At 70.8% G+C, this 22,696-nt stretch carries 19 protein-coding genes; 13 read left to right on the forward strand and 6 right to left on the reverse strand.

Annotated features, from left to right (window positions below; genetic code table 11):
* Both B2U11_RS15280 and B2U11_RS15285 read left to right on the forward strand, forming a co-directional pair.
* Positions 1–955: MutS-related protein (locus tag B2U11_RS15280; protein WP_414632978.1), on the forward strand; the 955-nt coding region annotated here is incomplete at its 5' end.
* Between the two features lie 65 nt (positions 956–1,020).
* Entirely contained in the window at positions 1,021–2,823 is a 1,803-nt protein-coding gene (locus B2U11_RS15285; protein ID WP_292073013.1) for a methyl-accepting chemotaxis protein, read from the forward strand.
* 17 nt (positions 2,824–2,840) lie between these two features.
* On the opposite strand, the gene B2U11_RS15290 is transcribed toward B2U11_RS15285, so the two are convergent.
* Together B2U11_RS15290 and B2U11_RS15295 are read right to left on the reverse strand one after the other, a co-directional pair.
* Entirely contained in the window at positions 2,841–3,527 is a 687-nt protein-coding gene (locus tag B2U11_RS15290; RefSeq protein ID WP_292073015.1) for a glutathione S-transferase family protein, read from the reverse strand.
* Between the two features lie 44 nt (positions 3,528–3,571).
* Positions 3,572–4,582, reverse strand: coding sequence for a cation diffusion facilitator family transporter (locus B2U11_RS15295; protein WP_292073017.1), 1,011 nt, complete (start codon positions 4,580–4,582; stop codon positions 3,572–3,574).
* A gap of 120 nt (positions 4,583–4,702) precedes the next feature.
* Between B2U11_RS15295 and B2U11_RS15300 the strand changes: the two genes are divergently transcribed.
* From B2U11_RS15300 to B2U11_RS15350, 11 genes are read left to right on the forward strand one after another with little or no spacing between them, the layout of a single operon-like run.
* Complete coding sequence (locus B2U11_RS15300; protein ID WP_292073021.1) at positions 4,703–5,863, forward strand: citrate/2-methylcitrate synthase; 1,161 nt, start codon at positions 4,703–4,705, stop codon at positions 5,861–5,863.
* 23 nt (positions 5,864–5,886) lie between these two features.
* Positions 5,887–6,687 (forward strand): undecaprenyl-diphosphate phosphatase, encoded by an 801-nt coding sequence (locus tag B2U11_RS15305; RefSeq protein WP_292073022.1) that lies wholly within the window; start codon positions 5,887–5,889, stop codon positions 6,685–6,687.
* 1 nt (position 6,688) lies between these two features.
* Complete coding sequence (locus tag B2U11_RS15310; RefSeq protein WP_292073023.1) at positions 6,689–7,600, forward strand: class I SAM-dependent methyltransferase; 912 nt, start codon at positions 6,689–6,691, stop codon at positions 7,598–7,600.
* Between the two features lie 32 nt (positions 7,601–7,632).
* The gene (locus B2U11_RS15315; protein ID WP_292073025.1) at positions 7,633–8,382 is read left to right on the forward strand and encodes a pseudouridine synthase; all 750 of its coding nucleotides are present in this window, start codon (positions 7,633–7,635) and stop codon (positions 8,380–8,382) included.
* Positions 8,383–8,414: 32 nt separating this feature from the next.
* The gene (locus tag B2U11_RS15320; protein ID WP_292073027.1) at positions 8,415–9,629 is read left to right on the forward strand and encodes an NAD(P)/FAD-dependent oxidoreductase; all 1,215 of its coding nucleotides are present in this window, start codon (positions 8,415–8,417) and stop codon (positions 9,627–9,629) included.
* A 30-nt stretch (positions 9,630–9,659) separates the two neighbouring features.
* Positions 9,660–10,322, forward strand: coding sequence for a phosphoribosylanthranilate isomerase (locus B2U11_RS15325; RefSeq protein WP_292073042.1), 663 nt, complete (start codon positions 9,660–9,662; stop codon positions 10,320–10,322).
* A 31-nt stretch (positions 10,323–10,353) separates the two neighbouring features.
* Positions 10,354–11,571 (forward strand): tryptophan synthase subunit beta, encoded by a 1,218-nt coding sequence (trpB, locus tag B2U11_RS15330; protein WP_292073029.1) that lies wholly within the window; start codon positions 10,354–10,356, stop codon positions 11,569–11,571.
* A complete protein-coding gene (locus tag B2U11_RS15335; protein ID WP_292073030.1) occupies positions 11,568–12,041 on the forward strand; it encodes a hypothetical protein in 474 nt (157 codons plus the stop codon). Before trpB ends, B2U11_RS15335 begins: the two co-directional genes overlap by 4 nt.
* Positions 12,038–12,880 (forward strand): tryptophan synthase subunit alpha, encoded by an 843-nt coding sequence (gene trpA, locus B2U11_RS15340; RefSeq protein ID WP_292073032.1) that lies wholly within the window; start codon positions 12,038–12,040, stop codon positions 12,878–12,880. Before B2U11_RS15335 ends, trpA begins: the two co-directional genes overlap by 4 nt.
* A gap of 10 nt (positions 12,881–12,890) precedes the next feature.
* A complete protein-coding gene (locus B2U11_RS15345) occupies positions 12,891–13,784 on the forward strand; it encodes an acetyl-CoA carboxylase carboxyltransferase subunit beta (RefSeq protein ID WP_292073033.1) in 894 nt (297 codons plus the stop codon).
* A gap of 5 nt (positions 13,785–13,789) precedes the next feature.
* Positions 13,790–15,064, forward strand: coding sequence for a bifunctional folylpolyglutamate synthase/dihydrofolate synthase (locus B2U11_RS15350; protein ID WP_292073034.1), 1,275 nt, complete (start codon positions 13,790–13,792; stop codon positions 15,062–15,064).
* 6 nt (positions 15,065–15,070) lie between these two features.
* On the opposite strand, the gene B2U11_RS15355 is transcribed toward B2U11_RS15350, so the two are convergent.
* The 4 genes from B2U11_RS15355 to addB all read right to left on the reverse strand — a co-directional run.
* Positions 15,071–15,634 carry a lipocalin family protein gene (locus tag B2U11_RS15355; protein WP_292073035.1) on the reverse strand — a complete coding sequence of 188 codons (564 nt, stop codon included), beginning with the start codon at positions 15,632–15,634 and terminating at the stop codon, positions 15,071–15,073.
* Positions 15,635–15,739: 105 nt separating this feature from the next.
* Positions 15,740–16,075 carry a thioredoxin gene (gene trxA, locus B2U11_RS15360; RefSeq protein ID WP_292073037.1) on the reverse strand — a complete coding sequence of 112 codons (336 nt, stop codon included), beginning with the start codon at positions 16,073–16,075 and terminating at the stop codon, positions 15,740–15,742.
* A gap of 119 nt (positions 16,076–16,194) precedes the next feature.
* Positions 16,195–19,713: a double-strand break repair helicase AddA gene (gene addA, locus B2U11_RS15365; protein WP_292073039.1), complete on the reverse strand. Its 3,519-nt coding sequence runs from the start codon at positions 19,711–19,713 to the stop codon at positions 16,195–16,197.
* A partial coding sequence (gene addB, locus B2U11_RS15370) for a double-strand break repair protein AddB (protein ID WP_292073040.1) occupies positions 19,710–22,696 on the reverse strand: 2,987 nt, incomplete at its 5' end. The genes addB and addA, both read right to left, overlap by 4 nt.

A 22,696-nucleotide genomic window follows, 5' to 3' on the forward strand; every position in this document is an offset into this window, starting at 1 on the left:
CGTGGCGGAGGCCCTGGCCGAACTGGACGCCCATGCCGCCTTGGCCGAGTGGGCCGAAGAGGTCGGAGCCACCCGGCCAGTGGTCGACGACACCCTGGTCTTCGCCGTCGAGGCCGGACGCCATCCGGTGGTCGAGGCGGCGGTCAAGGCGGCGGGCGATCCCTATACGCCCAATGACGCCCGGCTGGACGGATCGGGCCAGGACTGCGCCCGGCTGGCCATCGTCACCGGCCCGAACATGGCCGGTAAATCCACCTTCCTGCGCCAGAACGCTCTTCTGGTGATCCTGGCTCAGGCCGGCGCCTTTGTGCCCGCCCGATCGATGCGGCTGGGCGTGGTCGATCGCCTGTTCAGTCGCGTCGGGGCCGGCGACGACCTGGCGCGGGGCCGCTCCACCTTCATGATGGAGATGGTCGAGACCGCCGCCATCCTGACCCAGGCGACGCCGCAGAGCTTCGTCGTGCTGGACGAGATCGGGCGCGGCACCGCCACCTACGACGGCCTGGCCATCGCCTGGGCCACGGCCGAGGCGCTGCACGAGACCAATCGCGCCCGCACCCTGTTCGCCACCCACTATCACGAGTTGGCCCAGCTGGAGACGCGGCTGGACCACGTCTGCAACCTGTCCATGGTCGCGCGAGAGTGGAACGGCGAACTGGTCTTCCTGCACGAGGCGGCGCCGGGGGCGGCCGACCGGTCCTATGGCGTGCAGGTGGCCAAACTGGCCGGGGTGCCCGCCTCGGTGGTGGCGCGGGCCCGCTCGGTGCTGGAGCGGCTGGAGGGGGAAAAGGCCGCCGCCGCCCGCCTGGACGACCTGCCCCTTTTCGCCTTGGCCGAGCCGGAGCCGCCGCGCGGCCCTTCGGTTGCCGAGACGGCGCTGCTGAATCTGGACCCCGACGCGCTGACTCCTCGCGAAGCGCTGGAAACGCTCTACAGGCTGAAAGCCCTGATCTGACTGGCTTCGGCGGTTCTTAACCGTTGGCCGTCACGGTGCGTGGGAACCGCCGATGGGGGCCGCGCATGACGTTTCGATCTCTTTCCCTGGCCAACAAGACGGCTCTCATGGTCGTCGCGTCGGTCACGGTCGTGGCCCTGGCGCTGACGATCGTCGCCGGCTGGATGATGGCCAGGGACGCGCGCCTGATGGCCGCCGAGCGGCAGGACGCCAACATGCGCGTCGCCTGGGATGTGCTGGGCGACTACGGATCGGCGTTCTCGGCGCGCGACGGCCGGCTTTACGTCGGCTCCACGCCGCTGAACGGGTTGGTCGAGCCGGTGGACCGGATCAAGACCCTGGTGGGCGGCACCGCCACCGTCTTCCAGGGCGACACCCGCATCACCACCAACGTCAAGAAGGACGACGGCTCGCGCGCCGTTGGCACCAAGCTCAATCCCGGCCCCGTGTACGACGCCGTGCTGCGTGACGGCAAACCCTATCGGGGCCAGGCCGACATTCTCGGCAAGCCCTATTTCGTCGCCTACGACCCGATCAAGGACGCTTCGGGCGCCGTCGTCGGCGTGCTTTACGTCGGCATCCCCCAGGCCGACTTCATGGCCACGGTGAACCAGATGCTGCTGGCGTTGTTCGGCGTCGGGGCGGTGGTCGCCCTGGTCGTTCTGGGCGGGTGCCTTTATCTGTCGCGGCGGATGTTCGCGCCGCTTGGCGAGCTGCGCCAGCGGATGGAGGCGCTGCAGCAGGGACGGCTGGAAATCAGCGTGCCCTGGGCCGGACGCAGCGACGACATCGGCCAGATCGCCCGCGCCGTGGTCTCGTTCCGCGACGCCGCCGTCAAGCGACTGGAGATGGAGACCGAGGCCGAGGCCCTGCGCGAGACCGCCAAGGCCAATCGCATCGCCGCCGAACAGGAACGTCACCGGATCGCCGAAGAGGACGCCGTCGTCGTGGCGGCCCTGGGCGAAGGCCTGTCATCCCTGGCGCGCGGCGACCTGACCCATCGCATCCGCGTCGACTTCGTCGAACGCAGCCGCCAGATGAAGGACGACTACAACGCCGCGATGGACGCGCTTGGCCAGACGATGGGCGACATTGTGGACCTGGTCCAGGCCATGCGCGCGGGCACCGCCGAGGTCACGACCGCCACCGACGACCTGTCGCGCCGCACCGAGCGCCAGGCCGCCAGCCTGGAAGAGACCGCCGCCCCCCTGGACCAGATCACCGTCACGGTGAAAAAGACCGCCGAGGGCGCCCAGTCGGCCGCCGCCATCACCGCCGAAGCCCGCTCCGGCGCCGAGGCGCGCGAGCAGATCATCGCCGAGACCGCCGCCGCCATGATCGAGATCGAGACGACCTCGGGCCGCATCGGCGAGATCATCGGAGTCATCGACGAGATCGCCTTCCAGACCAATCTGCTGGCCCTGAACGCCGGCGTCGAGGCGGCCCGCGCGGGCGAGGCCGGGCGCGGCTTCGCCGTGGTGGCGTCGGAGGTCCGGGCCCTGGCCCAGCGATCGGCCGAGGCGGCCAAGGAGATCAAGGCGCTGATCGGCGCCTCCAGCGCCAGCGTCGGCGAAGGCGCGCGCCTGGTGGCGCGCACGGGCGGCGCCCTGACCGCCCTGATCGGCCAGGTGGCCCAGATCAACGGCCTGGCGGCCGAGATCGCCGCCTCGGCCCGCGAACAGGCCGTGGGCCTGGCCGAAATCAACACGGCGGTGAACCACATGGACCAGACGACCCAGCAGAACGCGGCCATGGTCGAACAGACCACCGCCGCCAACCAGGCCCTGAGCCAGGAAGCGGACCGCCTGGCCGACCTGGTCGCCGGCTTCCGCGTGGAGACCGATACGCCGAACGCCTGGGCGGCCTGAAGACGGCCAGAAGACGATCAGAAATCCAGGTCGGCGTAGGTCGGGGCGGGGGCGACGCCGATGAAGCGGTCGGCCAGCAGAGGTCGAAAGCAGGGGCGCGACTTGATCTTGCTGTACCAGGTCTTCAGCGCCGGCCAAGCGCCCCAGGACACCTCGCCGAAATAGTCCAGCACCGACAGATGGGCCGCCGCGATCAGATCGGCCTGGCTGAGCCGCCGGCCTGCCAGCCAGTCCCGCGCGCCGGCGATCTCGTCCAACAGGGCCAGATGCGCCTTCAGGGCGTCGCGACCGGCGCGAAGGGCGCGCGCCTCGGGCGGACCCAGCTTCAGCAGGGGCTTCTCCATCCGTTCGTGCAGCAGGACGGCGTCGACCTCGTCGGTGAAACGGCTCGCGAACCAGGTCATGAGACGGCGCGCCTCGGCCCGTTCGGCAAGGTCGGCGGACAGCAGCAGGGGCGCCTTCTGCTGGTCCTCGATCCAGCCCAGGATCGCCGGCAGTTCGCACAGCGTCAGCTCGCGTCCCCGATCGGCCGCCTGAATCACCGGCGGCATTCCGGACGGATTGAGCGCGCCCAGGGGGCAGTCCGGCTCCCACGGCCGCACGGGAGTGTCTGTCCAGTCGATGCGCGCCTCTCCCAGCGCCAGGCGCGCGGCGCGCGAGGCGGGGTGGAAGGCGAAATGATAGAGAACGCAGGGCTGGGCCATCGACGCTAGATGCGCCGACACCCGTTAAACGCGCGTTTACCGCGTCAGGACCACGGCCCCTTCGGCGCGGCCGGCGCCCGGACCGCCTCGGCGGGAACGTCGGAATCAGGCGGCGCGACATCGAGAGGCTGGGCCGGCGTCGCGGCTTGGACGCCGTCTCGCGCTTGATCCAGGCCGCGCGGATCGGCGTGGATCAGCAGGTCGGCGGTCGGATAATGGCTGAGCACGCGCGTTTCGGCCTCGACCACGATGGCGTGGGCGGCTTCCAGCGTCAGGGCGGGGTCCAGGTCGACGTGCATCTGGATCATCATCACCTGGCCCGCCATGCGGGTGCGCAGCTGGTGCACGCCCGAGATGCGGGGGTCTTCCAGGACGGCGCGGGTGATGGCGGTCAGGTCCTGTTCCGGCGCAGCCCGGTCCAGCAGATGATCGGCCGCCGCGCGCAGCATTCCGACCGCCCCCCAGAACAGCCAGACCGCGACCACCAGGCCGGCGGCGGCGTCCAGTCCGGGCGCGCCAAGGAAGGCGCCGGAAACCACGCCGACCAGAACCACGGCGTTGGCGGCCAGATCGGCGGCGTAGTGGGCGCGGTCGCCCGCCACGGCCAGGGAGCCGGTCTTCTTCAGGGCCCGCGTCTGCATAAAGACCAGGCCGGCGGTGATGACGATCGAGGCGATCACCACGCCGGTCGCCCAGGCGCCGGCCGTCACCGGACGGGGATCCAGCACCCGCTGCAGCGCCTCCCAGCCGATGAAGATCGCCGAGGCGAACACCAGGCCGGACTGGACCAGGGCGGCCAGGGCCTCGCCCTTGCCGTGGCCGTAGCGGTGCTCGGGGTCCGGCGGGGCGGCGGCCCAGCGCACGGCGAAGAAGGTCGCCAGGGAGGCGGCCAGGTCCAGAGCGGAATCGGTCAGACTGGCCAGGATGGAGACCGAACCGGACGCCCCCAGGGCGAAAGCCTTGAGCGCGATCAGCACCACGGCGACCCCGACCGACAGACGGGTAATCCGCCGCGTGGCGAGATTGGCGTCGTCGAGGGGGGCGGGCGTAGTCATGGTTTCGACCTTGTCGCGCAATCGGTGTCGAAAGCCAACCGAGACGGCGCGCACGTTAGGGTTAAAGACACAAAACGCCGCTATGTCGTTTCTCGTCATTCGATCACGGGGGCGCGCGCGATGGACGAGGATCGACGCTGGATCGACCGCAGCGAGGCCCTGATGCGCCTGGGCGTCAAGGCGCAGACCCTGTACGCCTACGTCAGCCGGGGCCGGATCGCGGCGCGGCCGGACCCCCTGCAGCCGCGACGGAGCCTCTACGCGGCGGTCGACGTGGCGCGACTGTGCGGCAAGGAAACGGAGGAGCGCGCGACGGGTCGGCAGGCGCAGGGCGCCGCGGCCCGCGGCGAGGCGGACCTGACCTCTTCGGTCTCTCTGTTCGCGGGCGGGCGGCTGTTCTATCGCGGTCTGGACGCCGTCCAACTGGCCGAACAGGCGACGGTTGAAGAGGTCGCCCGGCGCCTGTGGGACACGCGGCCGGGCGATTGTTTCGCAGGGCTGAAGCCGCGCATCGACCCGATCGTGGGCGGGGCCGCGCGGCGGCGCATCCTGGCGGTTCTGGGGCGGCGCCTGACCGAGGACCGCTCCGTGCGCGCCCACGACGTTCAGAGCCTCAAGCGAGAGGCCGGCGGCCTGCTGAACGAAGCGGTCGACAGCCTGTCCGGCCCGGGGCCGCGTCTCTATTTCCACCAACGCTTGATGCGCGGCTTCAAGGTCTCCGAGCGGGACGGCCATCTGATCCGACGCGCGCTGATCCTCGGCGCCGAGGCGGGGCTGAGCGACGCGGTGCTGGCGACCCGTTCCGCCGCGGCCGGCGGAGCGCCGCTGGCCGGGGCCGTTCTGGCGGGCCTGACGACGCTGGAAGGCTCGACCCTGTGTGCGCTCGACGAAGTGGCGGCCTACGTGGGGGAGGCGCGACGCGATCCCGAAGGCGCGGCGCGGCGCTGGATGGCGCTGAGGGGCTCGCCGCCCGGCTTCGGCGGCTGGAACGTCACGCCCGACGACCCGCGCGCCCATGCGCTGCTCAAGGCGGCCGATCTCGGCGACGCGTTGGCGGCGGTCCGGAGCGAGGGTGAGCGAGCCAGCGGACGCAAGGCCGATTTCGGCCTGGCGCTGGCGCTTGTCTCGCGCCGCCTGGAGCTGGGGCCGACGGGGGCGGGCGACCTGCTGATGCTGGGCCGGATGATCGGCCTGATCGCCCATGCGCTGGACCAGGTCATCGACGGCTCGCCTATACGGGCGCGCTTGCGCTATGTGGGACCCGAACCGGGCGCGAACTGATCCCGGTCTTCAGCGGGATCTTCATGTCGGACTGGCTTGCGGCGATCATTCTGGGTCTGGTCGAAGGACTGACCGAGTTCATTCCGGTGTCCTCCACCGGCCATATGCTTCTGCTCGGCCATTTCATGGGCTTCGAGAGCGCCGGCAAGACCTTCGAGATCGTCATCCAGCTTGGCGCCCTGCTGGCCATCGTCAGCGTCTATTTCCGCCGGCTGTGGACGCTGGCGACGCGCTGGCCTTTCGACCCCGAGGCCCGGCGCTTCCTGATCGGCCTGCTGGTCGCCTTCGCCCCGGCGGTGGTGATCGGCTTCCTAGCCTACGACTTCATCAAGACGGTGCTGTTCGAGACGCCCCAGGTGATCTGCATCGCCCTGATTGTCGGCGGCGTCATCCTGCTGGCGCTGGACCGGATGGACAAGCGGCCCCAATGGCTGGACGCCAATGCCTATCCGATGCGGGTCTATTTCCTGATCGGCGTGTTCCAGTGTCTGGCAATGATCCCGGGCGTGTCGCGTTCGGGCGCCACCATCGCCGGCGGCCTGCTGCTGAAGACGGACAAGCGCTCGGCCGCCGAGTTCAGCTTCTTCCTGGCCCTGCCGACGATGGGGGCGGCGGTGGCCTATGATCTGTTCAAGAATCGCGCGGTGCTGGATTTCAGCGATATCGGCCTGATCGTCGTGGGTTTCGTCGTCGCCTTCGTTTCGGCCCTGGCGGTGGTGCGGTTCCTGCTGGACTTCGTGTCGCGGCGCGGCTTCGCCCCGTTCGCCTGGTGGCGGATCGTGGTCGGCGTCGTGGGGCTGGCCCTGCTGCAGGCCGGGTTCTGAGATGAACGTGCTGCTCTACGGACGGCCGCCGGCGGTGTTCGACCCGCCCGGCGAAGCGACCCAGACCTCGCCGCTGATCCCGGATTCGGCCGCCCTGGAGGCGCAGGCGGCCGGATCGGCGGACGCCGTGATGATCTATGCGCCGCCCGGCGTGCTGGAACGGCGCTATGTCCTGGCCCTGGCGTTGCGGGCGCTGAAGGCCGGCGGGCGGCTGGACGTCATGGCGCCCAAGGACAAGGGCGGATCGCGGCTGGGCAAGGAACTGAAGGCCTTCGGGCTCGAGGTCGCCGAGACGGCCAAGGCGCACCATCGGCGCTGCGTCGTCATCCGCCCCGAGGCGGCCGAGGGGCTGGACGCCGCGATCCAGGCGGCGGTCGAGGCGGGCGGCCCGCAGGTCGTGCCGGGGCTGGAGGCCTGGTCGCAGCCTGGGATTTTCGCCTGGGACCGGATCGACCCGGGCACCGCTCTGCTGGCCGAACACCTGCCGCCGATGAAGGGCGACGGCGTCGACCTGGGTTGCGGCTACGGCGCCTTGGCGACGGTCGTGCTGCGCTCGCCCGAGGTGACGAAGCTGAAGCTGGTGGACCTGGATCGCCGCGCCATCCAGGCCGCGCGCCGCAACATCGAGGACGCCCGCGCCAAGGTCTGGTGGTCGGACGCCCGCACGCTGGAGGCCAAGGGCGACAGAGATTTCGTGGTCAGCAATCCGCCCTTCCACGACGGCGGCGCGGAGGACCGCCGGCTGGGCCAGGCCTTCGTCAGGAAAGCGGCCGAACTGCTGAGGAAGGGCGGCGCGGCCTGGATCGTGGCCAACCGCCACCTGCCCTACGAGGCCGAGCTGGCGGCGGCGTTCAAGCACGTGCGCCTGGTCGCCGACGACGGCGGCTACAAGCTGTTCGAGGCGGTGAAGTGACCGCGCTCAAGCAGCCCAAAGGGCGATAGCGCATGAAAAAAGTCCCGACCTCTCGCGTCGATCGGCTGCTGGGCTCGATGGGCTATGGCTCGCGAGCCGAGATGGCGCGCATGGCCAAGGCCGGCGGCGTCGTTCTCGACGGCGTGGACCTGACGGACGTGTCGACACGCATCGCGGTCACCCCGGACCTGCCGTCGCGGATGGAAATCGACGGCGAGCCGCTGGACCCCGTGCCGGGCCTGGTCGTGATGCTGAACAAGCCCTTGGGCATGACCTGTTCGCACAAGGAAGAGGGGGCGCTGGTCTATGACGTCCTGCCCGACCGCTGGCGTCGGCGCGATCCGGCCGTCTCGACCATCGGGCGACTGGACAAGCAGACCACGGGTCTGCTGCTGCTGACCGACGACGGCGACCTGCTGCACCGGGTCATCAGCCCCAAACGCCATGTGGCCAAGGTCTATCGTGCCGTTCTGGCCCGTGCGCTGGTCGGGACGGAAGCCGCCCTGTTCGCCTCGGGCGAACTGGTGCTGGAAGGCGAGGACAAGCCCCTGGCGCCGGCGACGCTGGAGGTTCTCTCTCCCACCGAGGCGCGGTTGACGGTGACGGAAGGCCGCTATCACCAGGTGCGCCGGATGTTCGCCGCCGTCGGCAATCACGTCGAGGCCCTGCACCGCGAGCGGCTGGGCGGGCTGGCGCTGCCCGACGACCTGCCCCCCGGCGCCTGGCGTCTGCTGACGCCCGCCGAGATCGCCGCCCTGTTCGCGGAACCGACGGCCGCCTGACGCCCTATCGCTCCGCTGATGCGGAGTTCGACATGACCGGCGCCACCACCCGAAGGGATTTGCGGACAGGCCGCTCGTTGTGGGCGGACAGTCCCGGTCTGGGCGTGCAGACCCGGCCGCTGGAAAAGGCGATCGCGGTCGATGTTGCGGTCGTGGGCGCGGGGATCAGCGGCGCCTTCATGGCCCACGAACTGGCGCGCGATCATTCGGTGGCGGTGCTGGACCGACGGCGGCCGCTGATGGGATCGACCATCGCCTCCACCGCCCTGCTGCAGTGGGAGATCGACCTGCCGCTGACGACCCTGTCCGACCGCATCGGTCCGGCCAAGGCGCGTCGCGCCTACCGTCGCTCGCGCGAGGCGGTTCGGGCGCTGGAGGCGATCGTGACCGATGAACATATCCGTTGTGGGCTGAAGCCGAAGCGGACCCTGTATCTGGCCGGCGACGACCACGGCCATCGCGCGCTGGAGGCCGAGGCCGAGGCCCGCGCGGCGATCGGACTGGAAAGCCGTTATCTCGCCGCGGCGGACCTGCGCGACGCCTACGGCATAGAACGGACCGGCGCCATCGTGTCAGAGGGGTCGGCCAGCGCCGATCCGGCACGGCTGGCGGCGGGCCTGCTGCGGCGCGCCATCGAGCAGGGCGCGCGGGTCTGGTCGCCGGTCGAGGTGAACGAGGCGATCAGCGATCCCGAAGGCGTGACCCTGCTAACCGATACGGGCCACGCGGTGCGGGCGCGCCATGTTGTCTTCTGCTGCGGCTATGAATTCCCGAAAGGCGTCCCCACGCCGGACGCCAAGGTCGTCTCCACCTGGGCGCTGGCCTCGTGCGAACGCGCCGCCTGCCCGCCGTGGCTGCGCGAGACCCTGGTGTGGGAAGCGTCCGATCCGTACCTCTATTTCCGCATGGCGCGGGACGGCCGCCTGATCGCGGGCGGCGAAGACGAGGATTCCGCGACCGCCCACGAAGACGGGTCGCGGCTGAAGTCCAAGTGCCAGACCATCGCCCGAAAGCTTTCGGCCCTGCTGCCGGGATTGGCGTTCGACGTCGACTACGCCTGGGCGGGGGCGTTCGGCGAAAGCGTCACCGGCCTGCCGCAGATCGGGCCGGTGGACGGGATGGACCATGTCCACGCGGTCATGGGCTTCGGCGGCAACGGCATCACCTATTCGGTCATCGCCTCGCAGGTGGTCGGGCGGGCGATCCGCGGCCGCCGAGACCCGGATGCGGACCTCTATCGCCCGTGATGGACTTCGGTCCGGCCGATGGCTATCTCGATGGCCATGTCCAGCCATTCCGTCTCCGCCGCCATCAAGATCTGCGGCCTGACGACGGCTGAGACGCTGGACGCCGCCCTGGACGGCGGAGCCGATTTCGTGGGGGCGGTGGTCTTTCCCAAGAGCCCGCGGCACATCGCGCCCGAGACCGCCGCGGCGCTGTTCGAACGGGCGCGGGGGCGGGCCCGCATCGTGGCCGTGACGGTCGACCCGGACGACGCCCTGCTGGAAGAGATCGCGCGCACGCTGAAGCCCGACCTGATCCAGCTGCACGGGTCGGAGACGCCGGCGCGGTCCGAGGACGTGCGCCGCCTGACCGGGGCGGGCGTCGTCAAGGCCCTGCCGATCCGATGGGCGGACGACTTCGCCGCCGCCGACGAATGGGACTATCACGCCGACCACCTGATGTTCGACGCCCGCCCGCCGGAGGGTTCGCACCTGCCGGGCGGGGTGGGTCTCAGCTTCGACTGGACGCTGCTGGCGGACCGGGCGTTTCGCCATCCCTGGTTCCTGGCCGGAGGGCTGACGCCCGGAAACGTATCGGAAGCCTTGAGAATTTCTCGCGCGCCGATGGTGGATGTGTCCTCTGGCGTGGAAAGCGCGCCCGGTGTTAAGGACCCAGGCCGGATCGCGGCCTTCATCCGGGCCGTGCGCCGGTCGTAATTCCGACGCCGCCTGCGTGAAAGCTGACTTCGTGACCGATACGCCCCTGCCCAACACCTACGCCTGGCCCGACGCACAGGGGCGGTTCGGACCCTATGGCGGCCGGTTCGTGGCCGAGACGCTGATGCCGCTGATCCACGAGCTGGACGCGGCCTATGCCCAGGCCAAGGCCGACCCGACATTCCAGGCCGAATTGGACGGCTTTCTGACCCACTACGTCGGTCGCGAAAGCCCGCTCTATTTCGCCGAGCGCCTGACCCAGCATTTCGGCGGGGCCAAGATCTGGCTGAAGCGCGAGGACCTGAACCACACGGGCGCGCACAAGATCAACAACTGCATGGGGCAGATCCTGCTGGCCCGCCGCATGGGCAAGACCCGCATCATCGCCGAGACCGGCGCGGGCCAGCACGGGGTGGCCAGCGCCACTGTCGCCGCCCGGTTCGGCCTGCCCTGCACCGTCTATATGGGCGCGGTGGACGTGGAGCGGCAGCAGCCCAACGTCTTCCGCATGCGTCTGCTGGGGGCCGAGGTCTTTCCCGTCACGGCCGGCGCGGCGACGCTGAAGGACGCGATGAACGAGGCGATGCGCGACTGGGTCACCAATGTCGCCGACACCTATTACATCATCGGCACGGCGGCGGGTCCGCACCCCTATCCGGCCATGGTGCGCGATTTCCAGTCGGTCATCGGCAAGGAGATCAAGCGTCAGTCCCAGGCGCAGATGGGCAAGCTGCCCGAGGCGGTGGTGGCCTGCATCGGCGGCGGATCGAACGCCATCGGCGCCTTTCATCCCTTCATCGGCGACGAGGCCGTGCGCCTGGTCGGGGTCGAGGCGGCCGGCTACGGCCTGGACACCCCCGACCACGCGGCCAGCCTGAAGGGCGGGCGGCCCGGCGTGCTGCACGGCAACCGCACCTATCTGCTCCAGGACGACGACGGCAACATCGTCGAGGGCCACTCTATTTCCGCCGGTCTGGACTATCCGGGCATCGGGCCGGAACACGCCTGGCTGCATGACATCGGCCGAGCCGAATACCGGTCCGCCACCGACGCCGAGGCGCTGGAGGCGTTCCAGCTGTGCTCGAAGCTGGAGGGGATCATTCCCGCGCTGGAGCCGGCCCACGCCCTGGCGCGCACGGGGGAAGTTGCGCGCGAAGTCGGCGAGGGCGGCGATGTCGTGCTGCTGATGTCCGGACGCGGCGACAAAGATATTTTCCAGGTCGCCCGTCATCTGGGAGTCGAACTGTGATCCAGACCCTGGCGGCGCTTGCCGCTCTGACCCTGTCCGCCGCCTCGCCGACCTCGGTCGCCGCGCTCGACCAAGCGACGCAGGCCCCGCCCGCGAACGCCCAGCCGACGCCCGCCGATCTCGTCCTGCCCGGCGCGGCGGCCGCGCCTGATTGTGGCCCGCGACCGGAACTGGCCAACATCGCCTTTTGCGTCACCGCGCCGCTGTCGGCGATCGGTGGGCTGGGCGACGCCTACATCGCCCGCTTCCAGGAGTTGGGCTGGCTTCCGGCGGGCGGCGACGACAATCGGGTGATCTTCATCCGGCGGCGCGAAGCCGGCGGCTGCGACGGCCTGCAAATGCTGGCCTTCTATGACCAGGACAAGCCGACGACCGGGGCCGAGCCCGGCTATCTGGCCTTCGCCGCCGTGCCCGGCGACGTCTGCGCATCCGCGCCTTCCGCCACGCCCCAAGCCTCCGAGCCGCAATGACCACCGCCCGCATCGACGCCCGCTTCAAGGCCCTGAAGACCGAGGGGCGCGCCGGCTTCGTCGCCTACGTGATGGGCGGCGATCCCGACCGCGACCAGGCTCTGGAAATACTCAGAGGCCTGCCCGCCGCCGGGGCCGACATCATCGAACTGGGCTTTCCGTTCAGCGATCCGATGGCCGAGGGGCCGCCGATCCAGAAGGCGGCGCTGCGCGGATTGAAGGCCGGCTTCGGCCTGGGCGCGACGCTGGAACTGGCCCGCACCTTTCGCGAGGGCGACGCCGACACCCCCATAATCCTGATGGGCTATCTGAACCCGATCGAGAACCTGGGCTACGACGTCTTTGCCGAGCGGGCGGCCGCCTGCGGCGTCGACGGCGTGATCGTGGTGGACTGCCCGCCCGAAGAGGCCGCGCCGCTGGTCGAGGCGCTGGACAGGGCCTCTGTGTCGCTGATCCGCCTGGCCACTCCGACCTCGGACGACGCGCGCCTGGCGGTCGTCGCTCGAGGCACGTCGGGCTTCGTCTATTATGTCTCGGTCGCGGGCGTCACGGGCGTCAAGGAAGCCGAGGCCGCCGCCGTCGCCCCGGCCGTCGAACGCGTGCGAAAGGCCTCGGGCCTGCCTGTCGCGGTCGGGTTCGGCGTCAAGACGCCCGAACGCGCCGCCGAGATCGCGCGGGTCGCCGACGCCGTGGTCGTGGGCTCGGCCCTGGTGGACGAGGTCGCCGCGGCCCTGGAAGCGAACGAAGCGGTCGCGCCGCGCGTTCTGGCCAGGGTCAAGGCGCTGGGCGACGCGGTTCGGTCCGCGGCCTCTAGTGCGTCCCCCGCGGAAACCGTCTAAAGGGCCGGCCATGGTCGACAAGAACAAGCCGCAACAGGAAAAGCGCGGAGGCTGGCTGAGCCGCTTCGCGCCAGGCGTCCGCAAGATCGTCTCCCGCCGCGAGACCCCTGACAATCTGTGGGTCAAGGATCCGGACACGGGCGAGATGCTGTATCGCTCGGACCTGGAGGCGTCGCTGTGGGTCACGCCGTCGGGCCGGCATATGCGGATCGACGCGCCCACGCGGCTGCGCTTCACCTTCGATGACGGGCGCTACGAGGCGGTCGACACGCCGGACGTGCCCGAGGATCCGCTGAAGTTCTCGGACGGCAAGCCCTACAAGGATCGTCTGAACGCCGCGCGCAAGGCGGCGGGCCGCAAGGATACGATGGCCATCGGCGTCGGCGCCGTGGGCGGCCAGGACGCGGTCGTGATTGTCCAGGACTTTACCTTCATGGGCGGATCGCTGGGCATGGCGGCGGGCGAGGCCTTCATCAAGGCCGCGCGCGAGGCCGTGTCGCGCAAGGTTCCGCTGATCTGCTTCACTGCCGCCGGCGGGGCGCGGATGCAGGAGGGCGCCCTGTCGCTGATGCAGATGGCGCGCACCACCCTGGCTATCGAGGAATTGAAGGACGCCCGCCTGCCCTACGCCGTGGTCCTGACCGACCCGACGACCGGCGGGGTGACGGCCTCCTACGCCATGCTGGGGGATGTCCACCTGGCCGAGCCGGGCGCCCTGATCGGCTTCGCCGGCCCGCGCGTGATCGAGGCCACCATCCGCGAAAAGCTGCCGCCGGGCTTCCAACGCGCCGAATACTTGCAGGAGAAGGGCATGGTCGATCAGGTCGTGGCCCGCGTCGACCTGCCGCGCGCCTTGGGCCAGATCCTGTCCATGCTGATGGGCGGCGCGCGCCAGGCGGCCTGACGGCCGTGGACCCCATCTCCGAACGGCTGCGCGCCCGACATCCGCAACGTATCGACTTGTCGCTGGATCGGATGCGGGCGTTGTGCGCGGCGCTGGGCGATCCACAGGACCGGATGCCTCCGGTGGTCCATGTGGCGGGCACCAACGGCAAGGGATCGACCGTCGCCTTCCTGCGCGCCATCGCCGAGGCGGCGGGCCTTCGCGTCCATGCCTACACCTCGCCCCACCTTGTCCGCTTCAATGAGCGCATCCGCCTGGCCGGGCGGCTGATCGAGGACGAGGCGCTGAACGCCGTGCTGGATCGCATCGAGGCCGTATCCGGCCAGGCGACCGTGTTCGAGAGCACCACCGCCGCCGCCTTCGTCGCCATGAGCGAGACCCCCGCCGACCTGGCCATCGTCGAGGTGGGCTTGGGCGGAGTGCTGGACGCCACCAACGTCATCGAGCGCCCGCTGTTGAGCGTGATCTCGCCGGTCGACTACGACCACGCCGAGTTCCTGGGCACGGATCTGGCGGTCATCGCCTCGGAGAAGGCGGGCGTGCTGAAGGCCGGGGCGCCGGCGGTGATCGGCCGCCAGCGCGAGGAGGCCATGGCCGCCATCGAACGACGCGCCGCCGACGTACGAGCGCGGCTGACGGTGCTGGGGGTCGACTTCGACGCCTGGGCCGAACGCGGCGGCCTGGCCTTTCAGACGGCGGACCTGTTCATGGACCTGCCGGCGCCGGCGCTGGCGGGGACGCACCAGATCGACAACGCCGCCCTGGCGATCGCGGCGGCGCTTGAGCTGGACCTGCCCGAGGCCGCCATCGCCGAAGGCCTGCGCACGGCGCGCTGGCCGGCGCGGCTGCAGCGGATCATCGCCGGCCCCTATGGCGAGGCGGCCCGGGCGGCGGACGCCGAACTGTGGCTGGACGGCGGGCACAATCCCCACGCCGGGCGGGCGTTGGCCGCCTTCCTGGCCGAGCGGCAGGCGCGCGCGCCCCGTCCCCTGGCCCTGATCTGCGGCATGCTGGCCAACAAGGACCAGGGCGGCTTCTTCGAGGCGCTGAAGGACACGGGCGCGACCATCTTCACCGTCGGCTTCGAGGGCGCGGCGGCCGAACCGGGCGCCCTTGCGGCGGTGGCGCGCGGGCATGGCCTGGGCGCGACCGCCGCCGGCTCTGTCGCCGAAGCCCTGGACATGGCCCTTCGCTTCGGCGCCGGCCGCGTGGCGATCTGCGGCTCGCTCTATCTGGCTGGCGAAGTGCTGGGCGCCAGCCGGGACACCTGGCCGGACTGACCGGTATTAGGCCGCTGGCGGCTGGCGGGTAGGGCGGATCAGAGAGGTGTCGTACCCCAGCTCAGACGCCCGTCTGAGCAGTCGATCGCGCATTTCTTGGGAAGGCCGGGGATCGCGCGTCAGTAGCCACAGATAGCGGCCGCGCGGCTCGCCCATGATCGACCAGGAATAGTCGTCAGCGCGATCGAGCACCCAATAGTCGCCGAAATAGAAGGGACCGAAAAAGGACACCTTCAGCTTGGCGTTGCCGCTGCCCTCGACCACCTTGGCCTTTCCCTCGATGACCTTGAGTTCGCCGTCGACACCGCCTCGCCGGCAGGCGTTGCGCACGTCGATCAGCCCGTCGAGCCGCGAGGCGTACTGGGCGGTGACGCCTTCGCAGCCGCGCTCGAAGCCGTTGTCATATCGGCCGATTTCGTACCAGAGACCGGCGTAACGACTGAGATCGACCGCCTTGGCGGGCTTCGGCACGGAGGGGTTGCCTACCGGCCCGTGCTGAAACGTGGCGCAAGCGGCCAGGGCCAGGGCCAGGCCGGCGCCGGACAGAATGACAAGGGAAAGACGACGCATCTTCACGGCCGTCAAACGGCTCCGCTTGTGCGCAGTTCCCTTTGATAGCAGAACGCCCGTCGGCGAACCGACGGGCGTTCGAGATTACGCAAATCGCGAAACCGATCAGGCGTCCGCCTTGACGCCGGCCTCGGCCAGCCATTCGACGATCTTGCCCTTGGGCATGGCGCCGACCTTCATCGAGGTCATCTGGCCGTCCTTGAACAGCATCAGGGTCGGAATGCCCTTCACGCCCAGCTTGGAGGGCGTCATGGGGCTGTCGTCGATGTTGACCTTGGCCACGGTGACCTGGCCGCCCAGTTCGTCGGCGATCTGCTCCAGCGCCGGGCCGATCTGCTTGCACGGGCCGCACCATTCGGCCCAGAAATCCACGAGGACCGGGGTGGACGCCTTGAGGACGTCGGCGTCGAAGCTTTCGTCGGTGACCTTGACTGTCGCCATGAAATGGCTCCTTGGGGCGCCAGCGCTCGGCCCGCGGGGCCTCGCTGCCTGAGCGCGAATGAGAGTTGGCCGGATGCGTCCGGGTTCAGTCGCAGATGTGGGAGCGAATCGCGGGCAAATCAACCGCTGGCCAGCGCCGCCCTCAGCATCGGTTCGGGGATGGGCATGAGCTTGGGGCCATCGGTCCAGACCAGGGCGGCCTCCACCGGGCGTTCGGGATAGAGCCGTCTCAGCACCGCCGCATAGACCGCCGCCTGCAGCACATAGGCTGGATCGACCGCCTCGATCACATCGGGGGCGGGGCGGTTGGTCTTGTAGTCGACCACAAGCACCCGCTCGGGCGTGACCACCAACCGGTCGATGCGGCCGTTGATCGCGACGCCGGGCGGCAGTTCGGGCGCCGATCCGGTCAGGGCGACCTCGGCCCGCGAGCCGGGGCCGAAGACGGGGGCGAAGCGGTCGTCGTCCAGCACCGAGAAGGCGGCGGCGATCATCTCCGTGCGCTGAACCTCGTCCAGATCGACCTCCCGCGCCAGCAGTCGGCGCGCGGCGTCGGGGCGGTCGGCCCGGGCGATGTCGGGCAGGCGCTCCAACAGGCGGTGGATCAGGTCGCCGCGCCGGAACCGGCCCAGGGCCGCGCCGGATCCTTGGCCGCCCCCCGCCTGGGCCAGGGGAGAGGGCGCCGGAATGCGGATCGACCCTTCCATCCGCGACGGCGAGGCGAAGCGGGCGGCGGCGTCGGCGGGCGGCGGGCGCTTGGCCCAGTCGGGAACGACGGCTCGCGCGTGATCTGCGGTCGGGGCCGGTGCGCTCGCGTCGGGATCTGGTCCAAACCGCAAACGACCCTCGGGAAGATCACGCACCCTTCCCTCGGCCTTCAGCCGCTCGAAGGTTCCGGCGATCACGTCCCACCAGCTGCCGGCCTCGAACCCTTCCTTGGGCGAACGGGTCTTGCGGCCCATGACGACCAGCCGGTCCCGCGCGCGGGTCAGGGCGACATAGAGCAGGCGCAGGGATTCCGCGTCGGTGCGATCCACGCGCGCCTGCCGCACCTGGGCCGAGACGGCGCAGTCGGCCTTGGCGCTGGACGGGCACATCAGCCAGGCCTCCGTTCCGTCGTCCAGCGCGGCGGGCATCAGGGTCGGCCCTTGCGGTTTCGCCTTCGACGTCGTGTCGGGCAGGATCACGATGGGCGCTTCCAGCCCCTTGGAGCCGTGAACCGTCATGACGCGCACCTCATCGCGCGCGCCCTCCATCTCGCGCTTCACCTCGACATCGGCCTGTTCCAGCAGGTTCAGACAGGTCTCCAGGTCGCGCCCGCCCCGTTCCTCGGCCGCCAGGACCTGAGCCAGGGTCTCGTCGATCGCCTCCTCGGCCTCGCGCCCCAGACGATCCAGGATTCGCGCCCGGCCCGAGCGGCCGTCGGCACCGATCCGGTTCAGCGCCAGGGAGAAGAAGGCGAAGGGATCGCGGTCGCGCGCGGCGATCAGCGCCTCCATCAGGACGCGGGCCTCGGTCCAGGCCGGATGTTCGTGCGCGCGGTCCCGCAGGGCCCGCCACAGGCCGCGCCCCTGGCGCGCCACCTTGTCCGCCAACGGATAGAGCGCATGGTCCGGTCCGAAGTCGGGAATGTCGCAGAACGGGCTGCGCAGGATCTCCGCCAGCGACAGATCGTCGTCGGGATAGAGGGCGAACCGCGCCAGGGAGACCAGATCGTCGAAGACGATGTGGCTGGACAGCTTCAGCCGGTCGGCCCCGGCGACGGGGACGCCCTCGGCCTTCAGCGCGCGGATGATTTCCTCGAAGGTGGCGTCGCGTCGGCGCACCAACACCAGGAAGTCGCCATAGCGGACGGGGCGCATCGCCCCGCGCCGATCGGGGTCGTGGATGGCCACGCCTTCGTTCACCTGGCGTCCGATCTCGCGCGCCAGGGCCTGGGCCAGCTGCTTTCTGGCGCTGCGGCTGTCTTCCTTGTCGACGGGGGCGTTCCAGGCCTCGCGGTCGGGCGTGGCGGGGTCCTCGAACAGGGGCCAAAGATCGACCGAGCCCGCCTGGCCGGCGCGCGCGGGCCGGTGCACGGCGATGTCGCCGGCGTCCCCCGCCAGGGCGCGCGTGCGCTCGAGGCTGTCGAAGGCCGCGTCGACGAAGGCCAGAATCTCCGGCGTCGAGCGGAAGGAGGTGTCCAGCGGCACCTCGCGGAATTCGGCGCCCGCCGCGCGCGCCAGGGCGTCATAGGCCCGCGCCTCCTGCCTCAGCCGTTCGGGCCGGGCGCCCTGGAAGGAATAGATCGACTGCTTCTCGTCGCCGACGCCGAAGACGGTGCGGGGGATGGCGGCGTCGCGGCGGGGCGCGCCGTCGCCGGCGAAGAAGGGCTCGGTCAGGGCGCGCACGATGGCCCACTGGTCCGGCGCCGTGTCCTGGGCCTCGTCGATCAGCACGTGCTCGATCCCGCCGTCCAGCTTGTACAGCACCCAGGCGGCGGTGGCGCGCCTGGTGAGCAGTTCGACCGTGCGTCCGACCAGATCGGTGAAGTCCAGCGCGCCCCGGGCCCGCTTGGCCGCCTCGTACAGGGCGGCGTGGACGCCCGCCAGGGTCAGGACCTTGCGCGTCTCGTCCGCGACACGCGCGGCGCGGGCCCGGTCCAGCGTCGACAGATACTTCAATGAGACGTCCGCCAGATAGGTCGTCGCGTCGGGCGGAGCCTTCGACGTGCCGAACTTGTCGCGCGCCACGCCCTTGGAATCGATGAAGATCGACGTCATGGCCTGAAGCGTCGTCTCGGGCGGGACGGCGGCGCGCATCTGGGCCGCCAGCTTCTGGTCGTTGGCGCCGCCCGTGGCGAAACCGTCGGCGGCCGCCCGCCAGTCTTCGGGGTTCAGCCAGGCCATGAAGTCGGCCTCTATGGCCTGAGGCGTTTCGCCAGGCGCGACGCCGCACAGGGCGTGCGGCCCCGGCGCGGTCCCGGCCTCGATCCGGGCCAGATAGTCCAGCAACGGCTCGCGTTTGGCCTCGATGGCGTCGAGCAGGGCGTGAAAGTCGCTCCAGGCCAGCTCCACCGCGAAATGGGCGTAGGCGGCGCCGATCGGGCCGTCGCCGTCCTTCAGGGCGTGCCGCGCCAGGTCCTCGCGCGCGGCGTGGGACAGGGCCAACGCCGCCTGGTCCTCCAGCACCTCGAAGCTGGGCGCGACCCCGGCCTCCAGCGGAAAGCGCCGCAAAAGCTTTTCGCAGAAGGCGTGGATGGTTTGGATCTTCAGTCCGCCGGGCGTCTCCAGCGCGCGGGCGAACAGGACGCGGGCCTCGGACAGTTCGGCGTCGCTCAGATCGCCGGGATCGCGCCCGTCCAGCCGGGCCAGGTCCTCGGCCAGGGCGCGGTCGTCGGCCACGGCCCATTCGCCCAGCCGCTGGAACAGCCGGGCCTGCATCTCGGCGGCGGCGGCCTTGGTGTAGGTGACGCACAGGATCTCGCCCGGCTTCACCCGTTTCAGCAGCAGGCGCGCCACCCGGCTGACCAGGGTGGTGGTCTTGCCCGAGCCGGCGTTGGCGGTGACGAAGATCGACAGAGCGGGATCGGCGGCGATCGCCTGGTGAGCGTGGGCCAGGTCCACGGGATTCGGATCGAGGGAGGACGGGTCGGTCATTCGGGCGCCTCGTCCTCGCCGCCCACGACGTGCCATTCCCACACGCGCGCCAAGTGGTCGTAGTTGCCGCCGAAGTTGCCCATGAACTGGGGCGCCACCCACGAAGCGTAGGGCGTGGCTTCGTCGTCGAAGGCCTCGACGCCCCGCTTCAGCCGTTCCAGCTCGCGCGCGGCCAGATCGGCGGCGGACAGGGTGTTGCCGCGCCCCTGCCGGGAGACGTCGGTGACGACGCCCGGCTCCTTGCGCCCCGTGACCTTGACGTAGAGCAGTTCGCTGGCCTCGGTCGGCGGGGCGGAAAAGCCGCCTTCGGCCAGGATGGCGGCGGTCAGGGTCAGCTGCGGCGCGAAACCCTGAATCACCTGCTTCTGGCTGGGCGTCGATCCGGTCTTGAAGTCGATCACCGCCGCGCCGGTCGCATCCAGCTCGATCCGGTCGGCGCGGGCGGTCAGGGTGAAGGGGCCCTCCGGCGCGTCGAAGGCCAGGGCCCCCGACTGTTCGATCAGCAGGGTCGCCCCGCGTTCGCGACGTTCGCGCTCGAACCGCTCCAGCCAGCGGGCGCAGTTGCGCGCCAGGGGCCGCTCGCGCGCCAGGGCCGCGTCCTCGAACCCGGCCTCGGTCAGGGCCTCGTGCAGGAAGTCCTCGATCTGGTCGGCACAATCGTCGGGCAGGGCGTCGGGCCAGGTGTGGACGATGCGTTCGATGGCGGCGTGGATGGCGTTTCCGCGCGCCATCGCCTCGGCCGATGCGCCGGGCCGCTCCAGCGCCTTCAGACCCAGGATGCGCTGGGCGTAGACCGCATAGGGATCGCGCACCCAGCGCTCCACGCCTGTGACAGGCAGCTCGCGCGGCCGCCGGTCCACGGGCGGCGTCGGGGCCGGACGGCGGGCGTAATCGGGCGTGGGTCGGGCCGGGGCGTCCATCGCGCGGGTCCATTCGGCGAGCTGGGCGGGCGCGGGCACGGCCACGGGCGTCGTCTCGGCGTCGGCTCCGCGCGCCAGCATGTCCAGCCGCCACAGCCAGCGCGAGCGCACGGCCGGCTGCCCTCCACGCCGTTCGGTGTGGATCAGTATGGCTTCGCCGGCGCAGGCGGCCTGTATGAAATCCTGGGCGCTCTGGCCGATGCGGCGTTCGGGGGGCGGCAGGCCCAGCGCCTTTCGCATCGGCCGCGACAGGAAGGGGTCGACCGGCGCACCCTGCGGCCAGACGCCTTCCTCCAGCCCGGCCAGGATCATGCGGTCAGCGCGGACCAGGCGCGCCTCGATGGCCCCCAGAATCCGCAGCGATGGATGAGTGGCCCCGCCGGTACGGACGACGGAATCAGCCAGCAGCTCCTGAACCAGTTCGACAAGGTCTTCGGGCCGCACGGCGCCCAGCGACGCCCCGCCGGTGATCAGATTCGACAACAGGGCGGCGGCGGCCTCCCCGTCCGGCCCGGCCCAGGCCTCCTGACCCGCCAGCGCCTCGACCAGGCTCGTGAGGGCGCGCGCGGCCGCATCCAGTGCGGCTTCGGGCGCGAAGACGGACTGCGCGGTCGTCGTCAGAGTTTCGAGGCGGGCCGACAGGGCGCGCGCCTCGGCGTGACGTCTGACGCGGCCTTGTGGCGCCGGCGCGCCATCGCGGCCCGCCGTCAGGGCTGCGTCCAGCCTGGCGTTCAGCCGTTCGAAGCTGGACTGGCGCGGGCCGCGAAGGGCCATGTCCTCCAGGGCGGCGGCCGCCCGGACGGCATCCACTTCGCCCAGGTCCAGCCGGACCAGCGGATGTTTCAACAGCCCCAGCAACACCTGCGGGTCGGTCGGCGCCGCCATCCACCGCGCGCAGAGGTCGACCAGCACGCCGGCCGGCATCCGGTTCAGCGGCTGACCCGCCGAGGCGTCGGCGACGACGCCCCACCGTTCCAGCCGCGCGGCGACGCGGCGGCCCAGGCCCTGATCCGGCGTCACCAGGGCGCAGGTCTTCCCGGGTGTTTCCAGCGTCTCGCGCATCATCAGGGCGATGGCGGCGGCGGTCTCCTCGTCGTGCCGCAGGGTCAGGACGGACAGGCCCTCCAGCCCCTCGGCGATGGGGTCGCTGGACCGACCGGCCTCGGCCGCGCGGACGCGGATGGCCCGGATGGCGTCGCGCCAGTCGCCGGTGGCGTCGGCGGGGCGCAAGGCCTCGTTCAGCAGACGCTGGCGGGCCATGCCCTTCTGTTCGGCGGCGGCGGAAGGCTGGGGACGGAACCAGGGGCGGACCGCCTCGCGGGGAATGTCGTGGCGCTCCAACAGGCGTTTCAGCGCGCGCTGGGGATGCTGTTCGTTGTCGGCGTCGATCTGGCGCCAGACCTGTTCGTCCAACTCGATGTCGAGACCCGGCAGGACGACGCATCCCAGCGGCGCGCGCGCCACGGCGCCCAGGACGTCGGCGGCGGCGGGCATGGTGCCGGTCGAACCGGCGGCGATGACCGGCTGGGCCGGCGGATGGGCGTCCCACAGCTCGGCCAGGCGGCGCAGCAGGGTCGCCCGCCGCCAGGCCGGATCGACCAGGCCCAGTTCCTTCAGGCGCTCTGGCCAGGCCCTGACCCCCAGCCCCAGGAATTCGGCCGACCGTTCCCAGTGTTCGGCCATTTCGCCCTCGACCAGGCGGGCGACGCGTTCCGGCTCGGGGACTTCTTCCAGCTGGCAGGAATCCAGAAAGCCGCCCAGGGCGTCGGCCAGGTCCAGCGCCCGCATCGCCGTCAGGTCGTTGTCGAACCGCTCCACGATCATGCGCGCCATTTCGAAGCGTCGCGTCAGCGGGGCGATGGCGGGCGGCAGGTCCAGGCCCAGGGCGCCGGGGGTGAAGGGCGGCTCGTCTTCCTCCAGATCGCCCAGCGGCCTCACCTGCGGCAGCAGGACGGGACGCCCCTGGGACAGCTTGGACAGGGCGCCGGTGAAGGCCCGCGCCGCCCGCCGGTTGGGCAGCAGGATCACGGCGTCCGACAGCGTCTCCGGCGCCTGTTCGCCCA

Origin of the sequence: Brevundimonas sp. UBA7534, assembly GCF_002479325.1 — a bacterium.
Taxonomy (GTDB): domain Bacteria; phylum Pseudomonadota; class Alphaproteobacteria; order Caulobacterales; family Caulobacteraceae; genus Brevundimonas.